The organism is uncultured Piscinibacter sp., assembly GCF_937952055.1.
GTDB lineage: Bacteria > Pseudomonadota > Gammaproteobacteria > Burkholderiales > Burkholderiaceae_C > Piscinibacter.
On sequence record NZ_CALFYO010000032.1, the window covers coordinates 71484 to 88119 of the forward strand.

Here is a 16636-nt window from a genome sequence, read left to right on the forward strand (position 1 = left end):
TCTTTCCGGCTCAGCCAGGGAAGTTCTCGGGAAACTTGGCTTTCGCGCGGGCTTCCGCCGGCGAGATCACGTTGCGTCGCACCATGTCGGCAAGGTTCTGGTCCAGCGTCTGCATGCCCAGGCTGTTGCCGGTCTGGATCGACGAATACATCTGCGCGATCTTGTTCTCGCGGATCAGGTTCCGGATGGCCGCAGTGCCCAGCATGATCTCGTGCGCCGCCACGCGGCCGCTGCCGTCCTTGATCTTGCACAGCGTCTGCGAGATCACGCCGATCAGCGACTCCGACAGCATCGCGCGCACCATCTCCTTCTCGGCCGCCGGGAACACGTCGACCACGCGGTCGACCGTCTTGGCGGCGCTCGAGGTGTGCAGCGTGCCGAACACCAGGTGGCCGGTCTCCGCGGCGGTGAGCGCCAGGCGGATGGTCTCCAGGTCGCGCATTTCGCCCACCAGGATGGCGTCCGGGTCCTCGCGCAGCGCCGAGCGCAGCGCGTTGGCGAAGCTCAAGGTATGCGGGCCGACCTCGCGCTGGTTGACCAGGCACTTCTTCGACTCGTGCACGAACTCGATCGGATCCTCCACCGTCAGCACGTGGCCGAACTCGTTCTCGTTGAGGTGGTTGACCATCGCCGCCAGCGTGGTCGACTTGCCGGAGCCGGTGGGGCCGGTGACCAGCACCAGGCCGCGCGGCTTCAGCGACAGCTCGGCGAAGACCTTCGGTGCGTTGAGCTGCTCGAGCGTGAGGATCTTCGACGGGATCGTGCGGAACACCGCGCCCGCGCCGCGGTTCTGGTTGAAGGCGTTGACGCGGAAGCGCGCCAGACCCTGGATCTCGAACGAGAAGTCGCACTCCAGCGTCTCCTCGTAGGCCTTGCGCTGCGAGTCGTTCATGATGTCGTACACCATGTCGTGCACTTGCTTGTGCTCGAGTGGGTCGACATTGATGCGCCGTACATCACCGTGCACCCGGATCATCGGAGGCAGGCCGGCAGACAGGTGAAGGTCGGAAGCCTTGTTCTTGACCGAGAACGCCAGCAGTTGAGTGATGTCCATGAGGTAACGGGATGTTCGAGTCGCGGAGGCGGCGAGGCGGTCGCCATCGCGTGGATACTCTCGATGCATTATGGCGACGACCCTCGGCAACATACAACAAGTGCGCGCTCGCATTGCGAAGGCCTGCGACAGCGCCAAGCGCCCCGTGCAAAGCGTCACGCTGCTGTGCGTGAGCAAGACGTTCGGCCCCGAGGCGGTGCGTGCTGCGCATGCCGCCGGCGAGCGCTGCTTCGGCGAGAACTACGTGCAGGAGGCCATCGACAAGATCGACGCGTTGTCCGACCTGCGCGGATCGATCGAGTGGCACCTCATCGGGCCGCTGCAGAGCAACAAGACGCGTGTCGTCGCCGAGCGGTTCGATTGGGTGCATTCGGTCGACAGGCTGAAGATCGCGCAGCGGCTGTCGCAGCATCGGCCGGCACAGCTGCCGCCCTTGCAGGTGTGCCTGCAGGTCAACATCAGCGGCGAGGCGAGCAAGAGCGGACTCGCGCCGGACGACGTGCTGGCGGTGGCCCAGGCGGTGGCCGCGCTGCCGCACCTGCACCTGCGCGGCCTGATGGCGATTCCCGAACCCGCCGGCGAGCTCGAGGCACAGCGCGTGCCGCACCGCGCCCTGCACCGATTGCTCGATCAGCTGAACGCCGCCGGACTGGCGCTGGACACGCTGTCGATGGGCATGAGCGCCGACCTCGAGGCCGCGATCCTGGAAGGCGCGACGATGGTGCGCGTGGGCAGCGCGATCTTCGGCGCGCGAGCGCGGTCTGCTTGATGCCGCCTAGATCGGCAGCAGCGCGGTGTTCTTCACCTCTTCCATCACCGCATAGGTGCGCGTCTCGCGCACGCCCGGCAGCGCCCAGATCACCGAGCCCACCAGCTCGCGGTAGGCCTGCATGTTGGCCACGCGCGTCTTGATCAGATAGTCGAAGCCGCCGGCCACCAGGTGGCACTCCTGGATCTCGGCGCGCACCTGCACCGCCGCCTTGAACGCGTTCATCGCATCGTGCGTCGTGCGGTCCAGCACGACCTCGATGAAGACCAGCATGCCCGCACCGAGCTTGTCGGGATTCAGGCGCGCCTCGTAGCCAAGGATGAAACCGTCGCGCGTCAGACGCTTGACGCGCTCGAGCACCGCAGTGGGCGACAGGTGCACTTCCTCGGCTAGCTTGAGGTTGGAGATGCGACCGTCCTTCTGCAGCACGCGCAGGATGCGGATGTCGATCTTGTCGAGCGAATGGGGGCGGGCGTCGTCGTCGGTGGGCATGGCGCGGGCCGAAGTTCGTTCGGTGAACGATGGCCTGTTTGGCGATTAATCCTAGCAATGTCTCGCTAACCTAGCAACATATTCGACGCCTGCCGCCATTCCGGAGACTCGCCATGTTCGTTGCCCTGCCCGAGTGCACCCGCCTGCCCGACCCCTATCGCCCCGAGCGCCAGGTGCTCGACGCGGCGCTTGCCAGCCTCGCCGGCCAGCTCGACTGGCCGCGCGCGATGCAGCGCGCCCGGCCCTGGGTGAGCGCGGTGCGCGAGTCGCCGGCACCGTTCTGGGCGATGGAATCGCTGCTGCGCGAGTACCCGATCTCGAGCGCCGAGGGCCTTGCGCTGATGCGGCTGGCCGAGGCGCTGCTGCGCGTGCCCGATGCCGAGACCGCCATCGCGCTGACCGCCGACCAGCTCGGCAAGGCCGAGTTCGACGCCCACGCCCACGCCGGCGAGGGCCCGCACCGCATGCTCGCCAGCCTGTCGGCCAGTGCGATCGCGATGTCCAAGCGCTTCCTGCCGGATGCCGAGGGCGAATCGGGGCTGCTCAGGCGGCTGGGCGCGCAGACGGTAGTGGCCGCCACCGTGCGCGCCATCCAGCTGCTCGGCCGCCAGTTCGTGCTCGGACGGCACATCGGCGAGGCGATGGGCGAAGCCGATCACCAGCGCCGCGCCCACCCGCTGCTGCGCTTCAGCTACGACATGCTCGGCGAGGGCGCGCGCAGCGAAGCCGATGCCCAACGCTATCTCGCGGCCTATGCGAAGGCGATCGCGCGCATCGCGGAGTCCGGCCGCAGCGCCGGCCCCGAGGCCGCAGACGGCATCTCCATCAAGCTCAGCGCGCTGTTTTCGCGCTACGAGGTGGCGCAGCGAGAACGCGTGTTCGCCGAACTCCTGCCGCGCGTGTGGCAACTCGTCGAGGCCGCGGCAGGTGCCGACATGAACCTCACCATCGACGCCGAGGAGAGCGATCGTCTCGAGCTCTCGCTCGACGTCTTCGAGGCGCTGGCCGCGCGCATCGCGCAGGCGTTCCCGCGGTGGCGCGGCTTCGGCCTGGCGGTGCAGGCGTACCAGACGCGCTCGCTCGGCGTGGTCGACGAGGTCGCGCGCATCGCCCGCCAGCACGGCCTGCGCTTCATGGTGCGACTCGTCAAGGGCGCCTACTGGGACGGCGAGGTCAAGCGCGCGCAGGAGTTGGGCCTGGCGGGCTACCCGGTGTTCACCCACAAGCACCACACCGACATCTCCTACCTCGCCTGCGCGAGAGCGCTACTCGGCCATGCCGACGTGATCTACCCGCAGTTCGCCACGCACAACGCCGGCACGATCGCGGCGATCCTGCAGATGGCCGCGGCGGGCGAGGCGAAGTTCGAGATGCAGCGCCTGCACGGCATGGGCGAGGCGGTCTACCGCGAGGTGATGGCCGGCTCCGACGTGCCGGTGCGTGTCTATGCGCCGGTGGGCGAGCACCGCGACCTGCTCGCCTACCTGGTCCGCCGGCTGCTGGAGAACGGCGCGAACTCCTCCTTCGTGCACCAGCTCGCCGACCCGCAGGTCGACGTCGATGCCCTGCTCGCCTCGCCGCTGCAGCCGGCGACGGAGCCCGGCCTCGTCATGCCGGCGGCGCTGTACGGCACGCGAGCGAACTCCACCGGCGCCGACCTCGCCTGCCTGGCGCAGCGCGAGCCGCTGCTGCAGGCGGTGGCGGCCGCGCGCCCGCAGCCGGTGCGCGAGGCGACGCCGGCGGACATCGACGCGGCGATGCAGCGCCTGCACGCAGCCTTTCCGCGCTGGAACGCGGTGCCGCTGGCCGCGCGCGCGGCGACGCTGCGCCGCGCCGCCGCTGCACTCGACGCGCGGCTGGCCGAGTTCTGCGGCCTGCTGGTGAAGGAAGCACACAAGACGCTCGGCGACTGCGTGGCCGAGGTGCGCGAGGCGGTCGACTTCCTGCGCTACTACGCCGACCAGGCCGAGGTCCGCCTGGCGGTGCAGACGCTGCCCGGCCCGACCGGCGAGCACAACGAACTGCGCCTGCACGGCCGCGGCGTGTTCGTCTGCATCAGCCCGTGGAACTTCCCGCTGGCCATCTTCGCGGGCCAGGTCGCCGCCGCGCTGGTGGCCGGCAACAGCGTCGCCGCCAAGCCGGCCGAGCAGACACCGTTCGTGGCGCAGCGCCTGGTCGAGCTGCTGCACGAGGCCGGCGTGAGCGACGACGCGCTGATGCTGCTGCACGGCGCCGGCGAGACCGTCGGCTCGGCCCTCGTTGCCGACGCGCGCACCGCCGGCGTGTGTTTCACCGGTTCCACCGCCGTGGCCAAGCTCATCAACCGCGCGCTGGCCGCCAAGGACGGCCCCATCGTGCCGCTGATCGCAGAAACCGGCGGCATCAACGCGATGATCGTCGACAGCACCGCGCTGCCCGAGCAGGTGGTCGACGCCGTGGTGCAGAGCGCCTTCCGCTCCGCCGGGCAGCGCTGCTCGGCGCTGCGCCTGCTCGTCGTGCACGAGGGCATCGCCGACGCGGTGATCGAGATGATCCGCGGCGCGATGGCCGAACTCGTCGTCGGGGACCCGGCGCTGCTCGCCACCGACGTCGGCCCGGTGATCGACGCCGAGGCCCATGCCGGCATCAGCGCTCACCTCGAGCGGCTGCAGCGCGAGGCGACGTCGATCGGCCAGACGCCCGTGAGCTCGACCTTCCCGCGCCTGATCGCACCGGCGGCCTTCGAGCTCGCCGCCATCGCCGACGTGAAGCAGGAGATCTTCGGCCCCGTGCTGCACGTGGTGCGCTGGCGCGGCGACATCGATGCGGTGGTGGCGCAGGTCAACGCGCTCGGCTACGGCCTCACGCTGGGCGTGCAGACGCGCATCGACAGCCGCGCGCTGCGCATCGCCGCTGCCGCGACCGTCGGCAACGTCTACGTCAATCGCAACATGATCGGCGCCGTGGTCGGCGTGCAACCCTTCGGCGGCGAAGGGCTGTCGGGCACCGGGCCGAAGGCCGGCGGGCCGCACTACCTCTACCGCTTCTGCGCCGAGCAGACGCTGACCGTCAACACCGCGGCGGCGGGCGGCAACGCCGAGCTGCTGGCCGGCCTGGCGCATTGAGGCGCGCAGCGTTGTGCGAGGATTGCGCCCGTCGCTGCGGCACCCTCACGCCCCCATGATCAAGAACATCGTCATCGCCGTCGTCGCGCTCGTCGCGCTGATCACCGGCTGGTTCGCCTTCGCGTTGAACTGGAGCTACTCCAGCGGCGAGCGCGCCGGCTGGGTGCAGAAGTTCTCGCACAAGGGCTGGCTGTGCAAGACCTGGGAAGGCGAGCTGGCACTGGTGTCGCTGCCCGGCAGCACGGTGGAGAAGTTCTACTTCACGGTCCACGACGATGCGGTGGCGGCCAAGATCAGCGCCGCGATGGGCAAGCGCGTCAGCCTGCACTACGAGGAGAAGGTCGGCCTGCCGACCAGCTGCTTCGGCGACACGCGCTATTTCGTCAACAGGATCGTCGAGACGCCGGACATTCCGCTCGGCCCCGGCGTCTCGCTGCCCACGCAACCGGCGGCGTCGGCCGCGCAATGAGGATCCTCGCATGAGCCACGACACGCTGGCCTTCATCGGCGGCGGCAACATGGCCGCGGCCATCATCGGTGGGCTGCGCGCCGGCGGCCGCAGCGGTGAGTCCATCCTTGTCGTCGACCCGGGCGAGGCGCAGCGCGCCAAGCTGGTCGCCGAGCACGGCGTGCGCACCTTCGCGGCGGCCGATCCGGCGCTGGCGGCGGCGGGCGTGGTGGTGTGGGCGGTGAAACCGCAGCTGTTCCAGCAGGCCGCCGCGCCTTGCGCGGCCCACGTGCGAACTGCGCTGCAGCTCAGCGTGATGGCCGGCATCCGCAGCGATGCGATCGTGCGCGCGACCGGCAGCGAGCGCGTGGTGCGCAGCATGCCCAACACGCCGGCGCTGATCGGTCAGGGCATCGCCGGCCTCTATGCGCGCGAGGCGGTGAGCGCCGAGGAGCGGCAGACCGCGCAGGCGCTGCTCGCGCCCACCGGCCGCACGCTGTGGGTGGCACGCGAGGAAGACCTCGACGCCGTGACCGCCCTGTCGGGCTCGGGCCCCGCCTACGTCTTCTACTTCGTCGAGGCGATGATGCAGGCGGCACAGGAGATGGGCCTGTCCGCCGAGCAGGGCAAGCAGCTTGCGCTGGCCACCTTCGCCGGCGCCACCGCGCTGGCGCAGGCGGCCGACGAACCGCCGGACGTGCTGCGCGAGCGCGTCACCTCCAAGGGCGGCACCACGCACGCCGCGCTCACCTCGCTGGAGGCCAGCGGCGTGAAGGCGGCGTTCGTGACGGCGCTGAAGGCGGCGCAGCAGCGCGCCCGCGAGCTCGGCGACGAGTTCGGCTGACGACGCGCTGTCGCGACTCAGTCCTCGGCGCCCGGAATCCCTGCCGCGAACCAGGGTTGCAAGCCGGCGGTACCGCGGATCAGCAGCACCGGGCTCAGGCAGGGGCTGGGCGGCGTCGCACCGAGCTTGCCCTTGATGACGAGGTTGCCGGCCAGGTCGAGATCGACGATCGGCGAGTGGTGCGCGACACCGCTGCAGAACAAGGTGGCGAACACCTGCCCCACGCTGCCGCGCGTGCCGATCGCGTTGCTGCCCGTGAACGGCAGGCCGCTGCCCTTGGCCGAGATGCTGCCGTCGGGATCGATCTCCGCGCGCAGCTTGCGCAGGATCCAGCCGCGGCCGCCCGGCGGCACGCCGAGCACGGCGTTTTCCACCGGTTCCTTCTGTTTGGTGATGGGGTCGGTCACGAAGCCGGCCACCGGGTCGACACCGATCGCGCCGCTGAACTGCACGAGAGGGTCCGAGGCCTGAACGGTGCCGGCGGCGAGCGCAGCGAGGGCGACAAGGGCGATCTTCTTCATGCGGGTCTCCCGATGTGGGATGGGCGCGGCGGGCCGCCGCGTGCATCGTGTTCGGCAGCCTGGCGTCACTCATTCCGCGCTCTTTCATGCCCGCCTCGGCGTGAGCCATGCAAACCCGGCATGACGAACGGTGAAAAACTCGGGGCGGTCGCGCCTACAGTCTCGGCGCATGCAGCCGGTCACCCCACGAGCGCGGCCGGCGTGAGCATGCAGAACCTTGGAGACATCGAGCATGAGCGAGAGCAGCCTGTCCTACGTCACCCACCACGCCCACGGCGCCTGGCAGACCTACCTGTCCCAGGTCGACCGCGTCGTTCCCTACCTCGGCCACCTGGCGCGCTGGGTCGAGACGCTCAAGCGCCCGAAGCGGGCGCTGATCGTCGACGTGCCGATCGAGCTGGACGACGGCAACGTGGCGCACTTCGAGGGCTTCCGCGTGCAGCACAACCTGTCGCGCGGTCCCGGCAAGGGCGGCGTGCGCTACCACCCGGACGTGACGCTGGAGGAGGTGATGGCGCTGGCGGCATGGATGAGCATCAAGAACGCCGCCGTCAACCTGCCCTATGGCGGTGCCAAGGGCGGCATCCGCGTCGACCCCAAGCTGCTCTCGGTGAAGGAGCTCGAGCGCATGACGCGCCGCTACACCAGCGAGATCGGCATCATCATCGGCCCGCAACAGGACATCCCGGCGCCCGACGTGAACACCAACCCGCAGATCATGGCGTGGATGATGGACACCTACTCGATGAACACCGGCACCACCGCCACGGGCGTGGTCACCGGCAAGCCGATCCACCTCGGGGGTTCGCTGGGACGCGTCAAGGCCACCGGCCGCGGCGTGTTCGTCACTGGCCGCGAGGCGGCGCGACGTCTCGGGCTGGAACTGGACGGTGCACGTGTCGTGGTGCAGGGCTTCGGCAACGTGGGCTCGGCGGCGGCCGAACTGTTCGCACAGGCCGGCGCGAAGATCGTCGCCATCCAGGACCACAGCGGCACCATCTTCAACGACCGCGGCATCGACATGGCCGAACTGATGCCCACGCTCAAGCAGTACGGTGGCGTGGGCGACTTCAAGGGCGCGGACCGCATCGACAACGAGTCGTTCTGGGACGTGAAGTGCGACATCCTCGTGCCCGCCGCGCTGGAGGGCCAGATCACGCCCGAGCGTGCCACGCGCACCACCGCCAAGCTGGTGCTCGAAGGCGCCAACGGCCCGACGCTGCCGGAGGCCGACGACATCCTCGCCGAGCGCGGCATCCTCGTCGTGCCCGACGTGATCTGCAACGCCGGCGGCGTGACGGTCAGCTACTTCGAATGGGTGCAGGACTTCAGCTCGTTCTTCTGGACCGAGGACGAGATCAACCTGCGCCTGGACAAGATCATGGTCGGCGCGCTCAAGCGCATCTGGGACACCGCCGACAGGCACAAGATCACGCTGCGCACCGCCACCTTCGCGGTGGCCTGCGAGCGCATCCTGACGGCGCGCGAAGAGCGCGGGCTCTATCCCTGAGTCCTTCCGTCGGCTGGCAGGGGCTCGGCCGTTGACATTCGTTCACCGATATGAAGCGCGGCGGGGGCGAGAAGTTGATCGGACTCAACGCCGGGCTCAGGGTTTCCACTCAGCATGACCTTTCAGGTCTGCCGGCTTGCGTTGGTGAGCCTGAGCGAGTGTCGAAAACCAAGGAGAACCAGCAATGACGGCAAGAAGAGTACTTCCCTGGCTGATGGCCGGCGCCCTGGCGGCATCGGCGGCCATGGCCGCGGACCAGGCGCGCGACCGTGATCGCGACCAGACGCGCGACACGACCGCGGACCAGACGCGAGACCAGGACCGCACGCGCGACCAGACCCGCGACCAGGACCGCACGCGCGACCAGACCCGCGACCGCGACATCTACGGCTACAGCCTGATGACGGAGCAGGAGCGCAATGAGTACCGCAACCGCATGCGCGCGGCCAAGACGGCCCAGGAGCAGGAGCAGGTTCGCGCCGAGCACCACGAGCGCATGAAGGCGCGCGCCAAGGAGCGTGGCGTGACGTTGCCGGATGCGCAGCCCGCAGGGCGTGGTCCGGGTTCCGGTGCCGGCAGGGGTGCCGGCGGAGGCGCTGGGGGCGCTGGGGGCGGCGGTGGTGGCGGCGGTGGCGGTGGCGGCGGCGGTGGCGGCGGCGGCGGCGGCGGCAAGTGAGCCGGTGACGCCTCGATCCAGCGGGCCGGCCGATCAGTTCGAGTCCGGCCCGCAGCGCGCTGGGTGAGACGAGTGGCTTGGCTGGCGGCGCAGCGCCGCTGCTCGTGCTCGACGGGCCCTTCGCTCTGAAACTCCGAGAGCAGGCGCGATCTGCTGGGCCGGTGCCCATCCGATCGGGCCAGGCGCGCGCGCGAGGCGGCCGCGTCGATCGGTCGCCCCAGACAGTGTGCCGGTTCTTGAGCCAACGCACCCAGCATGCGGTCAGCACGCTCGCCGCGCGACGCCGACAGGCGGGTGTTGATCGTTCTCAACAGGACAGGGCGCAGCGCCGTCCACACTTGAATGCCATATGCCAGTAGGGGTATATGCCGATCCGGACGGAGTGGGGGAGCGTGCCTTGAGGACAAGCGGCAAGGTGGGGCTGGTCGCCGCGGCCATGGCCGCAGTGGCGGCGTCTTACGCGGCGACGGTGCTGCAGCGCGGCGCGGCAGTGAACGTGAGCCAGACGCCCTCGCCCACCGAGAAGGCGAAGGTCGTGAGACTGGCGTATCAGGATGGTGCCCAGTTCAAGAAGGCGTGGCTGTTCACCTATGGCGACGGCCCGGTCGGCCGGCAGAACGTCTTCGTCAAGTACTCCTTCGACGAAGGCGCCACCTGGTCCGCGCCGGTGCTGCTCTCGCGCGACGCTGCGAACGGCGCCACGGGCGGGCAGTCGATCCTCACGAAGGATGCGCTGATGTTCGTGGCGGACAACGACAAGCCGAACATCTTCGCGCCGCCGGTCACCTCGGGCCCGCATGCGGTGGTCACCTGGGCCAGCGGCTACTGCCCGGAGAACCCTGCGGCCACCAACAATGCGGGCTCGTACAGCAGCGCGCTGCAGGGCGCCGGCGACCTGAACGAAGACGGCCAGCCGGACCGGCCGTTCAACTGCGTGTGGACCGCCACGACCACCGATCCGTCGCTCGCGACCTGGGACGTGCAGCAGATCACCAATGGCGAGCGCGACGCCATCGGCGAGGTGGTCAACGGCAACGCGACCGGCACCGCCTTCGCGCTCGCCTGGCAGGAGGATCCCGCCGGCCTGCGGCCGGGCGAGGCCGAAGGCCCGGGGGATGGCGGCAGCGGCGCCACCGTGCACGGCGGCACCAACATCTGGTACACCCACGCGCCGACGCCGGACGGCGCGACCTTCCGAGCCAACGTCGCGAAGGTCAGCGACAACAACACGCTCGGCACCGGGCAACCGGGCGCCTCGCGGCCGAACCTGCAGATCAGCGGCGGCACGGCCGTCCTGGCCTACGAAGAGACGGCCTGCCCGGGCAGCTCGGGCGGCAAGTGCATCGTCTACCACTCGTTCCCGTTCGCGAAACACGACACCGACGCCAGCGGCACCATCCTCAGCGACGTGACGCGCACCGCGCGGCGCGTGCGTTTCGTGCTGCAGGGCGCCACCGCGGCGGGAACCTCCAACCTGCGCACCGTGGTGCTGTGGCGCGAGTCGCCGACCGTGGCGCCGGGCGCGCCGGCGGACATCGTCATCCGTCGTGGACTCGTCGACCCCGTGGCTCGACCCGGCTCCACCGGATACCTCGCCAGCGACATCCTGGCCGACACGCCGCAGCAGATGACGAACCTGGCCGCCTCGGGCGGCAACGCCAATGCGCACCGGGCCATCGTGCGCGGCGGCCTGGTCGTGCTGGCCTACGACCAGACGCCCGACATGGTGGGCGCCGATCCGGATCGGACCGCCACGCCGACGGCCAACTACAACCTCTTCGTCACGCGCTCCACCACCGACGGAAGCCCGGGCAGCTGGAGCGTGCCGCTGAACCTGTCGCAGATCGCCTCGCCGGCGCATCGCGTGGTCGAGCCTCGTCTGGTGCCGACGCCAGGGACCATCGTCAACCCGCTCACCGGCATGGCCGACGCGGGGGACACGCAGGACACCAACGTGCTCTATGTCGCCTTCGCGACCGAAAGCAACTCGCCGGCGGGCACGTCGGGACGCGTCTACCTGTCGCGCTCGAGCGATCAGGGCGCCAGCTTCGAGCCGTTCGTGCCGGTGTCCGACGACACGGCCGGCCAGTCGGAAGCGCAGTTGCGTGCCTCGCCCGACGGCACGTCGGTCAGCGTGCTGTGGATGGCCGAGCAGACGAGCGGCGACGTCGACACCAAGGATGCGATGTTCACGACGGTCGCGTCGGTGCAGGTTCCCGACCTGAATCTTGGCGCGACCGGCGTCTCGTTCGAGGAGGAAAGGCGGGGTGCCGTCACGCTGACGATCCTCAACGAAGGCACCGGAGCCGCACGCAACGTGGCGCTCAGCGGATCGGTGCCCGCCGAGCTGACGCCGGTGTCCATCACCGGCCTGAGTGGGTGCGCCATCAGCGGCGCGACGTTCAGTTGCGCCATCCCGGAGCTCCTGGCTGGACAGAGCGTGCAGATCGCGTTGAAGGTGAGCGGCTTCATCGAGGGGAGCTACTCCATCGACGCGGCGGTGAGCAGCGACGGCGTTGAGTTCGACCTGGCGGACAACCAGACGACGGCGACCGTGACCGTGACCCATAACGGCAGCGGTTGCACGATGGCGCGCGGCGACACCCCGTTCGACCCGAGCCTGCCCCTGCTCGCGGCGCTTGGCCTGGCGGGGCTGGCGTTGCGGCGCGTGGGTGCAAGCCGGTCACCTCCCTGACGCGGGCATCCCACGACGCGGCCGTCTTCGTGCGGCGAAGGCAGGAGACGCATGAGTTCCAGGGCCGAGGAGTGCGGCTTGGCGCGGCCACCCGCGGGTTGGTGGGCCTGTGTGGCTGACGCCCATGCGCTTGGCGCCTTGCTGCTCGCGCTGCCGGTCTGGGTGGCGCTCGGCCTGACCGTGGCCGATCGCATGCGCGCGCCGGTCGGCTGGGTCGGCTGGCTGTCGCTGGTGCTGGTGCAGCCGATCGCCGAGGAACTCGTCTTCCGTGGTGTGCTGCAGGGACAGTTGCTGCGGCTGAGCGCGGGTCGTCGGCTCGGCCCCGTCACCTGGGCGAACCTCGTCGTGACGGCTGGCTTCGTCGCGTTGCACATGCCGGCCCAGCCACCCGGCTGGGCGCTGGCGGTGGTGGTTCCGTCGCTGGTGTTCGGTCACCTGCGCGATCGCCTGGGCAGTGTCTGGCCGGCCGTGCTGGCGCATGCCGTCTACAACGCCGGCTTCGGCCTCGTGGCCTGGTGGGCGCACGGCTGAGTGTGGTTCGGCCGCATCGGCCGCCGCGCAATCCGGGCCAGCAGGCGACACGGACCAACAATCGTTGATGGTACTCAACTGGGTATGAGGGACCGAGGCACAGCATGCATGCATCCCGTGTCGCCAGCAGGCGGGCCAGCGGCCGTCGTGCATGGCGGCGCCATGAGCCAAACCCAACCCAGAGGAGTACGAAATGTTGGAGAGGTGGATCGATCGAACTCGAAGGTTCTCGATCTGGGGGTTCATCGCGATGGTGACCCTCGGATTCCTGTCGGCCTGTGGCGGCGGTGACGACGTGCCCGGCGCCCCGTCGCAACTCGCCGGCGTGGCGGGAGACGGGCAGGCCACGCTGACCTGGACGGCGGCGTCGGATGCCGACAGCTACAACCTGTACTGGTCCAACACCGCCGGGGTGACGCCGCACACGGGCACGAAGATCGCGGGCGTGACGTCGCCGTACGATCACACCGGCCTGACCAACGGGCTGACCTACTACTACGTGGTGACGGCCAGCAACGGCGAGGGCGAGGGCAGCCCCTCGAACGAGGCGTCGGTGACGCTTGCGCCGAGCGCGCCGACCACCTTGTCGGCCGTGTCGGGCGACCATCAGGTCACCGTCGACTGGCGAGGCACGCTGGGCACCACCTCGCACAACCTGTACTGGTCCAACTCGCCCGGCGTGACGCCGGGGACGGGCACCAAGATCGAAGGCGTCACGGCCCCCTTCGTGCACACCGGACTGACCAACGGCTCGACGTACTACTACGTCGTCACCGGCGTCGGCGCCGGCGGCGAGAGCCTGGCCTCCGAACAGGTTTCGGCCATGCCGCAGGTGCCGGTGCCCGGCGCGCCGCAGTCGCTGGCCGCGGTGCTGACCCCGGAGACGACCAAGTCGGTCACGCTGCAATGGTCGCCGCCCCTGCCGCCGACCGACCCGGCCGACGTGCTGTCCTACAACCTGTACCGCAGCACCACGCCGGGCATCGACGTGAGCACGGCGGACAAGTTCGAAGGCGTGGTCTCGCCGCACATCGACGTGGTGCCGGCCGGCCAGGTGACCTACTACTACGTGGTGACGGCGGTCACCGCCGGTGGTGAAGGTCCGGTCTCGGCCGAGGTGTCGGCCACGCCGCGCGGGTCGCCCGGCACGGGCGGCGGCGGGGGTGGGGACACCGGCTTCGGCAACAACCTGTCGACGCCGCTGGTCTTCGCCGACGGCATCGGCCTGCTGGGCGGCGTGATCACCGGGACCGACCACACCGACCTGGCCACCGGATTGCGTCCGACGGCCACCGACGTGACCGACCCGTTCCCCTACTTCAACGTCGCGGACATCCATACCGTGGGAGGCGTGGACTACTATCAGCAGCAGACCTCCAGCACCTGGCAGGCGAGCTGGCTCAACGGCAAGGCCGCGACGCAGAACGTCGAGGTGGACTGGGGTGACAACCTGACCAGCGCTGCGCTGTCGCCCAACCAGGTGATCCGCGTCGAGACGGTGCTGCGCCAGTACCCGGGCGGCACCTCGTGGCCGGCGACCGAAACCATGCTGGCCTATCCGATGACGTTCCTGTACGGGCAGGGCATCAACGAGATGCAGGGCACGGTCGGGACCACCGTCGACGCGACCGAGCGTCGCGTCTACACGGTGACGGCGCGCCTGAAGATCCAGAAGCTCGTCAACGGCGTGCCGACGGACCATGCCTGCGGATTCAACGGCTCGATCGCCGAAGGCCTCGCGGTGCCGGACGGTTCGCAGGTGCCGAAGTACTCGTCGGAGATCAACGTCGGCGGCAGCCTGACCTACGGCTTCAACTGGCGCCTCAACCAGTGCACGGCGGGCGACAAGGCCGGGACCTACCGCATCACCTTCTCGCTGGACGACACGGCGACGGTGGGCGGCACGGACTACACCAACAACGTGCTGCTCGAGAGCCTGCATTCGTCGGAGACGACCTCGACGCTGGTCGACAGCAAGACGACCTACATCGACATTGGCGTGAACTGAGTTCGAGCCTCGCTCGACGGCAAAGCCCGGCATCCAGCCGGGCTTTTTTTCTTTGCGCGGGTGGCTGGGGTCATCCACCGCACATGATCGTGGGGCGAGGAAGCAGCAGGCTCAGCCGCCGCAAGTCTCGCGCGCCGAGTAGGCGATCGCGTCCCACTCCTCCTGGCTGATGACCTGCGCGACGTAGGTCACACCCTGGTCGAGCAGTGCACCGTTGAAGGCGCGCAGGTGGTTGCGCGAGCCGCACAGCAGGCTGTCGTAGACGCGCAGGATGTCGGATTCGTCGGTGACTTCCTTGCGTTCCTCGATGTCCTCGATGTCGGTTTCCTCGATCAGCGCGCCGACCTTGAGGCCCTCGATCAGGTTCGCGCTGCCGGCCGCCACCAGCGTGTCGTAGAGCGCCTGCAGCTCGGGATCCTCGAACACGCCCGCGGCCTTGCCGGCGGCCGGATCGTCGACGCCGTACTTCGTCAGCAGCGCGAGGATGGCCTCGGTGTGCGTGGTCTCGCTCTCGGCGATGTTGGCGAAGGTCTGGTGGCCCCACAGCGCGAACATCGCGATGTAGACGTCGTGTGCCAGCTTCTCCTCCTCGCGCATGAACTTCAGGCCGGCGATCTCGGCGGCCGACAGCACGCCGACGCTGCTCGACTGCGTCGCGGTGGGCGCCGCCGCCGTGCTCGTGTCGGTGACCGCGGTGGGGGTCGCGGTGTCGGCATCGCTGCCACCGCCACCGCCGCAGGCTGTGATCAGGGGGGCGAGCGCCGCGCCGCCGATGAGGGCGCCGACGTGGCGGAGGAACTGTTTGCGTTGCATGGTTTTCCTTTCGAGGAGGGCCGTGCGCGCTGTGCGCACGGCGCGGAGTCAGCGGACGGTGTAGCCGCGCGCATCCATGCACGCCGCCACGGCGCGCTGGAACACGCTGGCGTCGTTCATCGCGGCGGGCTGCGTCGTGGCCCAGCGGTTGCACTCGCGCCGGTCGGCCTCGGTCTGTTCGACGCTCTGCCCGTTGCGCGGGTAGATGACCGGCTCGGGCGCTGCGGCCGGCGAGGCCGTCTCGGTCGCCGGCGGGGGTTCGACGACGACGTAGCCGCTGCTGCCCGCCGGCGCGTAGTAGACGCCGTTGGCGTAGTAGACGTACGAGCCGCCGATCCACAGCGTGACGTAGGCCGGCGGCAGGATCGGCACGAAGATGCCGATCGGCGGCAGCACCACGATGAAGCGCGTGCCCGAAGGCCGGTACCACACGCCGCCATGGAAGAAGTAGCTGCTGCCGCCGAAGGCGATGCTGACGCTGCCCGTGGGAAGCCGCGGCACCACGTAGCCGCGCTCGGGGTAGTAGTGGTTGTGCAGGTGCAGCGCGTCGAAGCGGATGTGCGGCGTGCGGAACGGCGCTGCGGCCGCGCGCCGGACGTCCGGCCCGGCGCGCCGGTCGGACCCCGGCGGGGCGGCGGCCGCGCTGCCGAGCAAGCTCAGGGCCGCGAGGGCCGCGAGGGCCGCGGCCAGGCTGCGAGTCGTGTTCGTCATGCTGGCGTCTCCTGTCCGGGCCGGCGATCAGCGGCCGCGGCCGCCACCACCACCGCCAGCACCACCGGCGCCACCACCACCGGCGCGGCCGCCCGCACCGGTGCCGGCCGAAGCGCCCTGGCGGCTGCGCGTCTGTTCTTCGGCGCGGGCCTGGGCCTCGGTCCGGGTGCGCGTCTGCGCCTTCACCTGTTCCTTGGCCTGGTCTTTGGTCTGGTCCTTGACGCGGTCCTGGTCCCTGACGCGATCGCGGTCCTGATCCCGCACCTGGTCCTTGCTCTGCTCCTTGGCCTCGGTGCGGACCTGATCGCGCGCCTGGGTGCGGGTCTGATCCTGCGTTTGCGCCGAAGCGCCCGCCGACACGGCCAGCGCCGCGACAGCCATGAAGGTCTTGAGGGTCTGACTTGCGTTCATCGTGACAACTCCTGGGTTGGAAGAAAGAGGCACTCCGCCTCGATGGAAA

Annotated in this window: 15 protein-coding genes; 9 read left to right on the top strand and 6 right to left on the bottom strand. The window is 69.8% G+C overall.

Annotated elements, in window-relative coordinates; translation table 11 throughout:
* Positions 1-10: 10 nt before the first annotated feature.
* Positions 11-1054, bottom strand: coding sequence for a type IV pilus twitching motility protein PilT (locus Q0599_RS23040; RefSeq protein ID WP_298834913.1), 1044 nt, complete (start codon positions 1052-1054; stop codon positions 11-13).
* 70 nt (positions 1055-1124) lie between these two features.
* On the opposite strand from Q0599_RS23040, the gene Q0599_RS23045 reads away from it, so the two are divergent.
* Complete coding sequence (locus tag Q0599_RS23045) at positions 1125-1823, top strand: YggS family pyridoxal phosphate-dependent enzyme (protein WP_298834916.1); 699 nt, start codon at positions 1125-1127, stop codon at positions 1821-1823.
* Between the two features lie 6 nt (positions 1824-1829).
* Here the strand turns inward: Q0599_RS23045 and Q0599_RS23050 are convergent, their stop codons facing one another.
* Positions 1830-2315: an Lrp/AsnC ligand binding domain-containing protein gene (locus Q0599_RS23050; protein WP_298834918.1), complete on the bottom strand. Its 486-nt coding sequence runs from the start codon at positions 2313-2315 to the stop codon at positions 1830-1832.
* 113 nt (positions 2316-2428) lie between these two features.
* Here Q0599_RS23050 and Q0599_RS23055 point away from each other — a divergent pair, with 113 nt between their 5' ends.
* Genes Q0599_RS23055 through proC form a run of 3 tightly spaced genes read left to right on the top strand, consistent with a single transcriptional unit; the run spans position 2429 to position 6711 of the window.
* A complete protein-coding gene (locus tag Q0599_RS23055; protein WP_298834920.1) occupies positions 2429-5419 on the top strand; it encodes an L-glutamate gamma-semialdehyde dehydrogenase in 2991 nt (996 codons plus the stop codon).
* A 55-nt stretch (positions 5420-5474) separates the two neighbouring features.
* Positions 5475-5888: a hypothetical protein gene (locus Q0599_RS23060; RefSeq protein WP_298834922.1), complete on the top strand. Its 414-nt coding sequence runs from the start codon at positions 5475-5477 to the stop codon at positions 5886-5888.
* Positions 5889-5898: 10 nt separating this feature from the next.
* Positions 5899-6711 carry a pyrroline-5-carboxylate reductase gene (proC, locus tag Q0599_RS23065; RefSeq protein ID WP_298834924.1) on the top strand — a complete coding sequence of 271 codons (813 nt, stop codon included), beginning with the start codon at positions 5899-5901 and terminating at the stop codon, positions 6709-6711.
* A 17-nt stretch (positions 6712-6728) separates the two neighbouring features.
* On the opposite strand, the gene Q0599_RS23070 is transcribed toward proC, so the two are convergent.
* Positions 6729-7232 (bottom strand): hypothetical protein, encoded by a 504-nt coding sequence (locus Q0599_RS23070; protein WP_298834926.1) that lies wholly within the window; start codon positions 7230-7232, stop codon positions 6729-6731.
* 232 nt (positions 7233-7464) lie between these two features.
* On the opposite strand from Q0599_RS23070, the gene Q0599_RS23075 reads away from it, so the two are divergent.
* The 5 genes from Q0599_RS23075 to Q0599_RS23095 all read left to right on the top strand — a co-directional run bounded on the left by Q0599_RS23075 (position 7465) and on the right by Q0599_RS23095 (position 14652).
* Entirely contained in the window at positions 7465-8742 is a 1278-nt protein-coding gene (locus Q0599_RS23075) for a Glu/Leu/Phe/Val dehydrogenase (RefSeq protein WP_298834928.1), read from the top strand.
* A gap of 184 nt (positions 8743-8926) precedes the next feature.
* The gene (locus Q0599_RS23080) at positions 8927-9418 is read left to right on the top strand and encodes a hypothetical protein (protein WP_298834930.1); all 492 of its coding nucleotides are present in this window, start codon (positions 8927-8929) and stop codon (positions 9416-9418) included.
* Between the two features lie 397 nt (positions 9419-9815).
* A complete protein-coding gene (locus Q0599_RS23085; RefSeq protein WP_298834932.1) occupies positions 9816-12113 on the top strand; it encodes a choice-of-anchor O protein in 2298 nt (765 codons plus the stop codon).
* A gap of 51 nt (positions 12114-12164) precedes the next feature.
* Positions 12165-12644, top strand: a complete 480-nt coding sequence (mrtJ, locus tag Q0599_RS23090; RefSeq protein WP_298834934.1) for a JDVT-CTERM system glutamic-type intramembrane protease — start codon at positions 12165-12167, stop codon at positions 12642-12644.
* A gap of 250 nt (positions 12645-12894) precedes the next feature.
* Complete coding sequence (locus tag Q0599_RS23095) at positions 12895-14652, top strand: fibronectin type III domain-containing protein (protein ID WP_298834936.1); 1758 nt, start codon at positions 12895-12897, stop codon at positions 14650-14652.
* Positions 14653-14763: 111 nt separating this feature from the next.
* Here the strand turns inward: Q0599_RS23095 and Q0599_RS23100 are convergent, their stop codons facing one another.
* Genes Q0599_RS23100 through Q0599_RS23110 form a run of 3 tightly spaced genes read right to left on the bottom strand, consistent with a single transcriptional unit; the run spans position 14764 to position 16587 of the window.
* Positions 14764-15465 (bottom strand): DUF2202 domain-containing protein, encoded by a 702-nt coding sequence (locus tag Q0599_RS23100; protein WP_298834938.1) that lies wholly within the window; start codon positions 15463-15465, stop codon positions 14764-14766.
* 48 nt (positions 15466-15513) lie between these two features.
* Positions 15514-16176, bottom strand: coding sequence for a DUF6515 family protein (locus tag Q0599_RS23105; protein ID WP_298834940.1), 663 nt, complete (start codon positions 16174-16176; stop codon positions 15514-15516).
* Positions 16177-16203: 27 nt separating this feature from the next.
* On the bottom strand, positions 16204-16587 hold the full coding sequence (locus tag Q0599_RS23110) for a hypothetical protein (RefSeq protein ID WP_298834942.1): 384 nt from the start codon (positions 16585-16587) through the stop codon (positions 16204-16206).
* Positions 16588-16636: the final 49 nt, after the last annotated feature.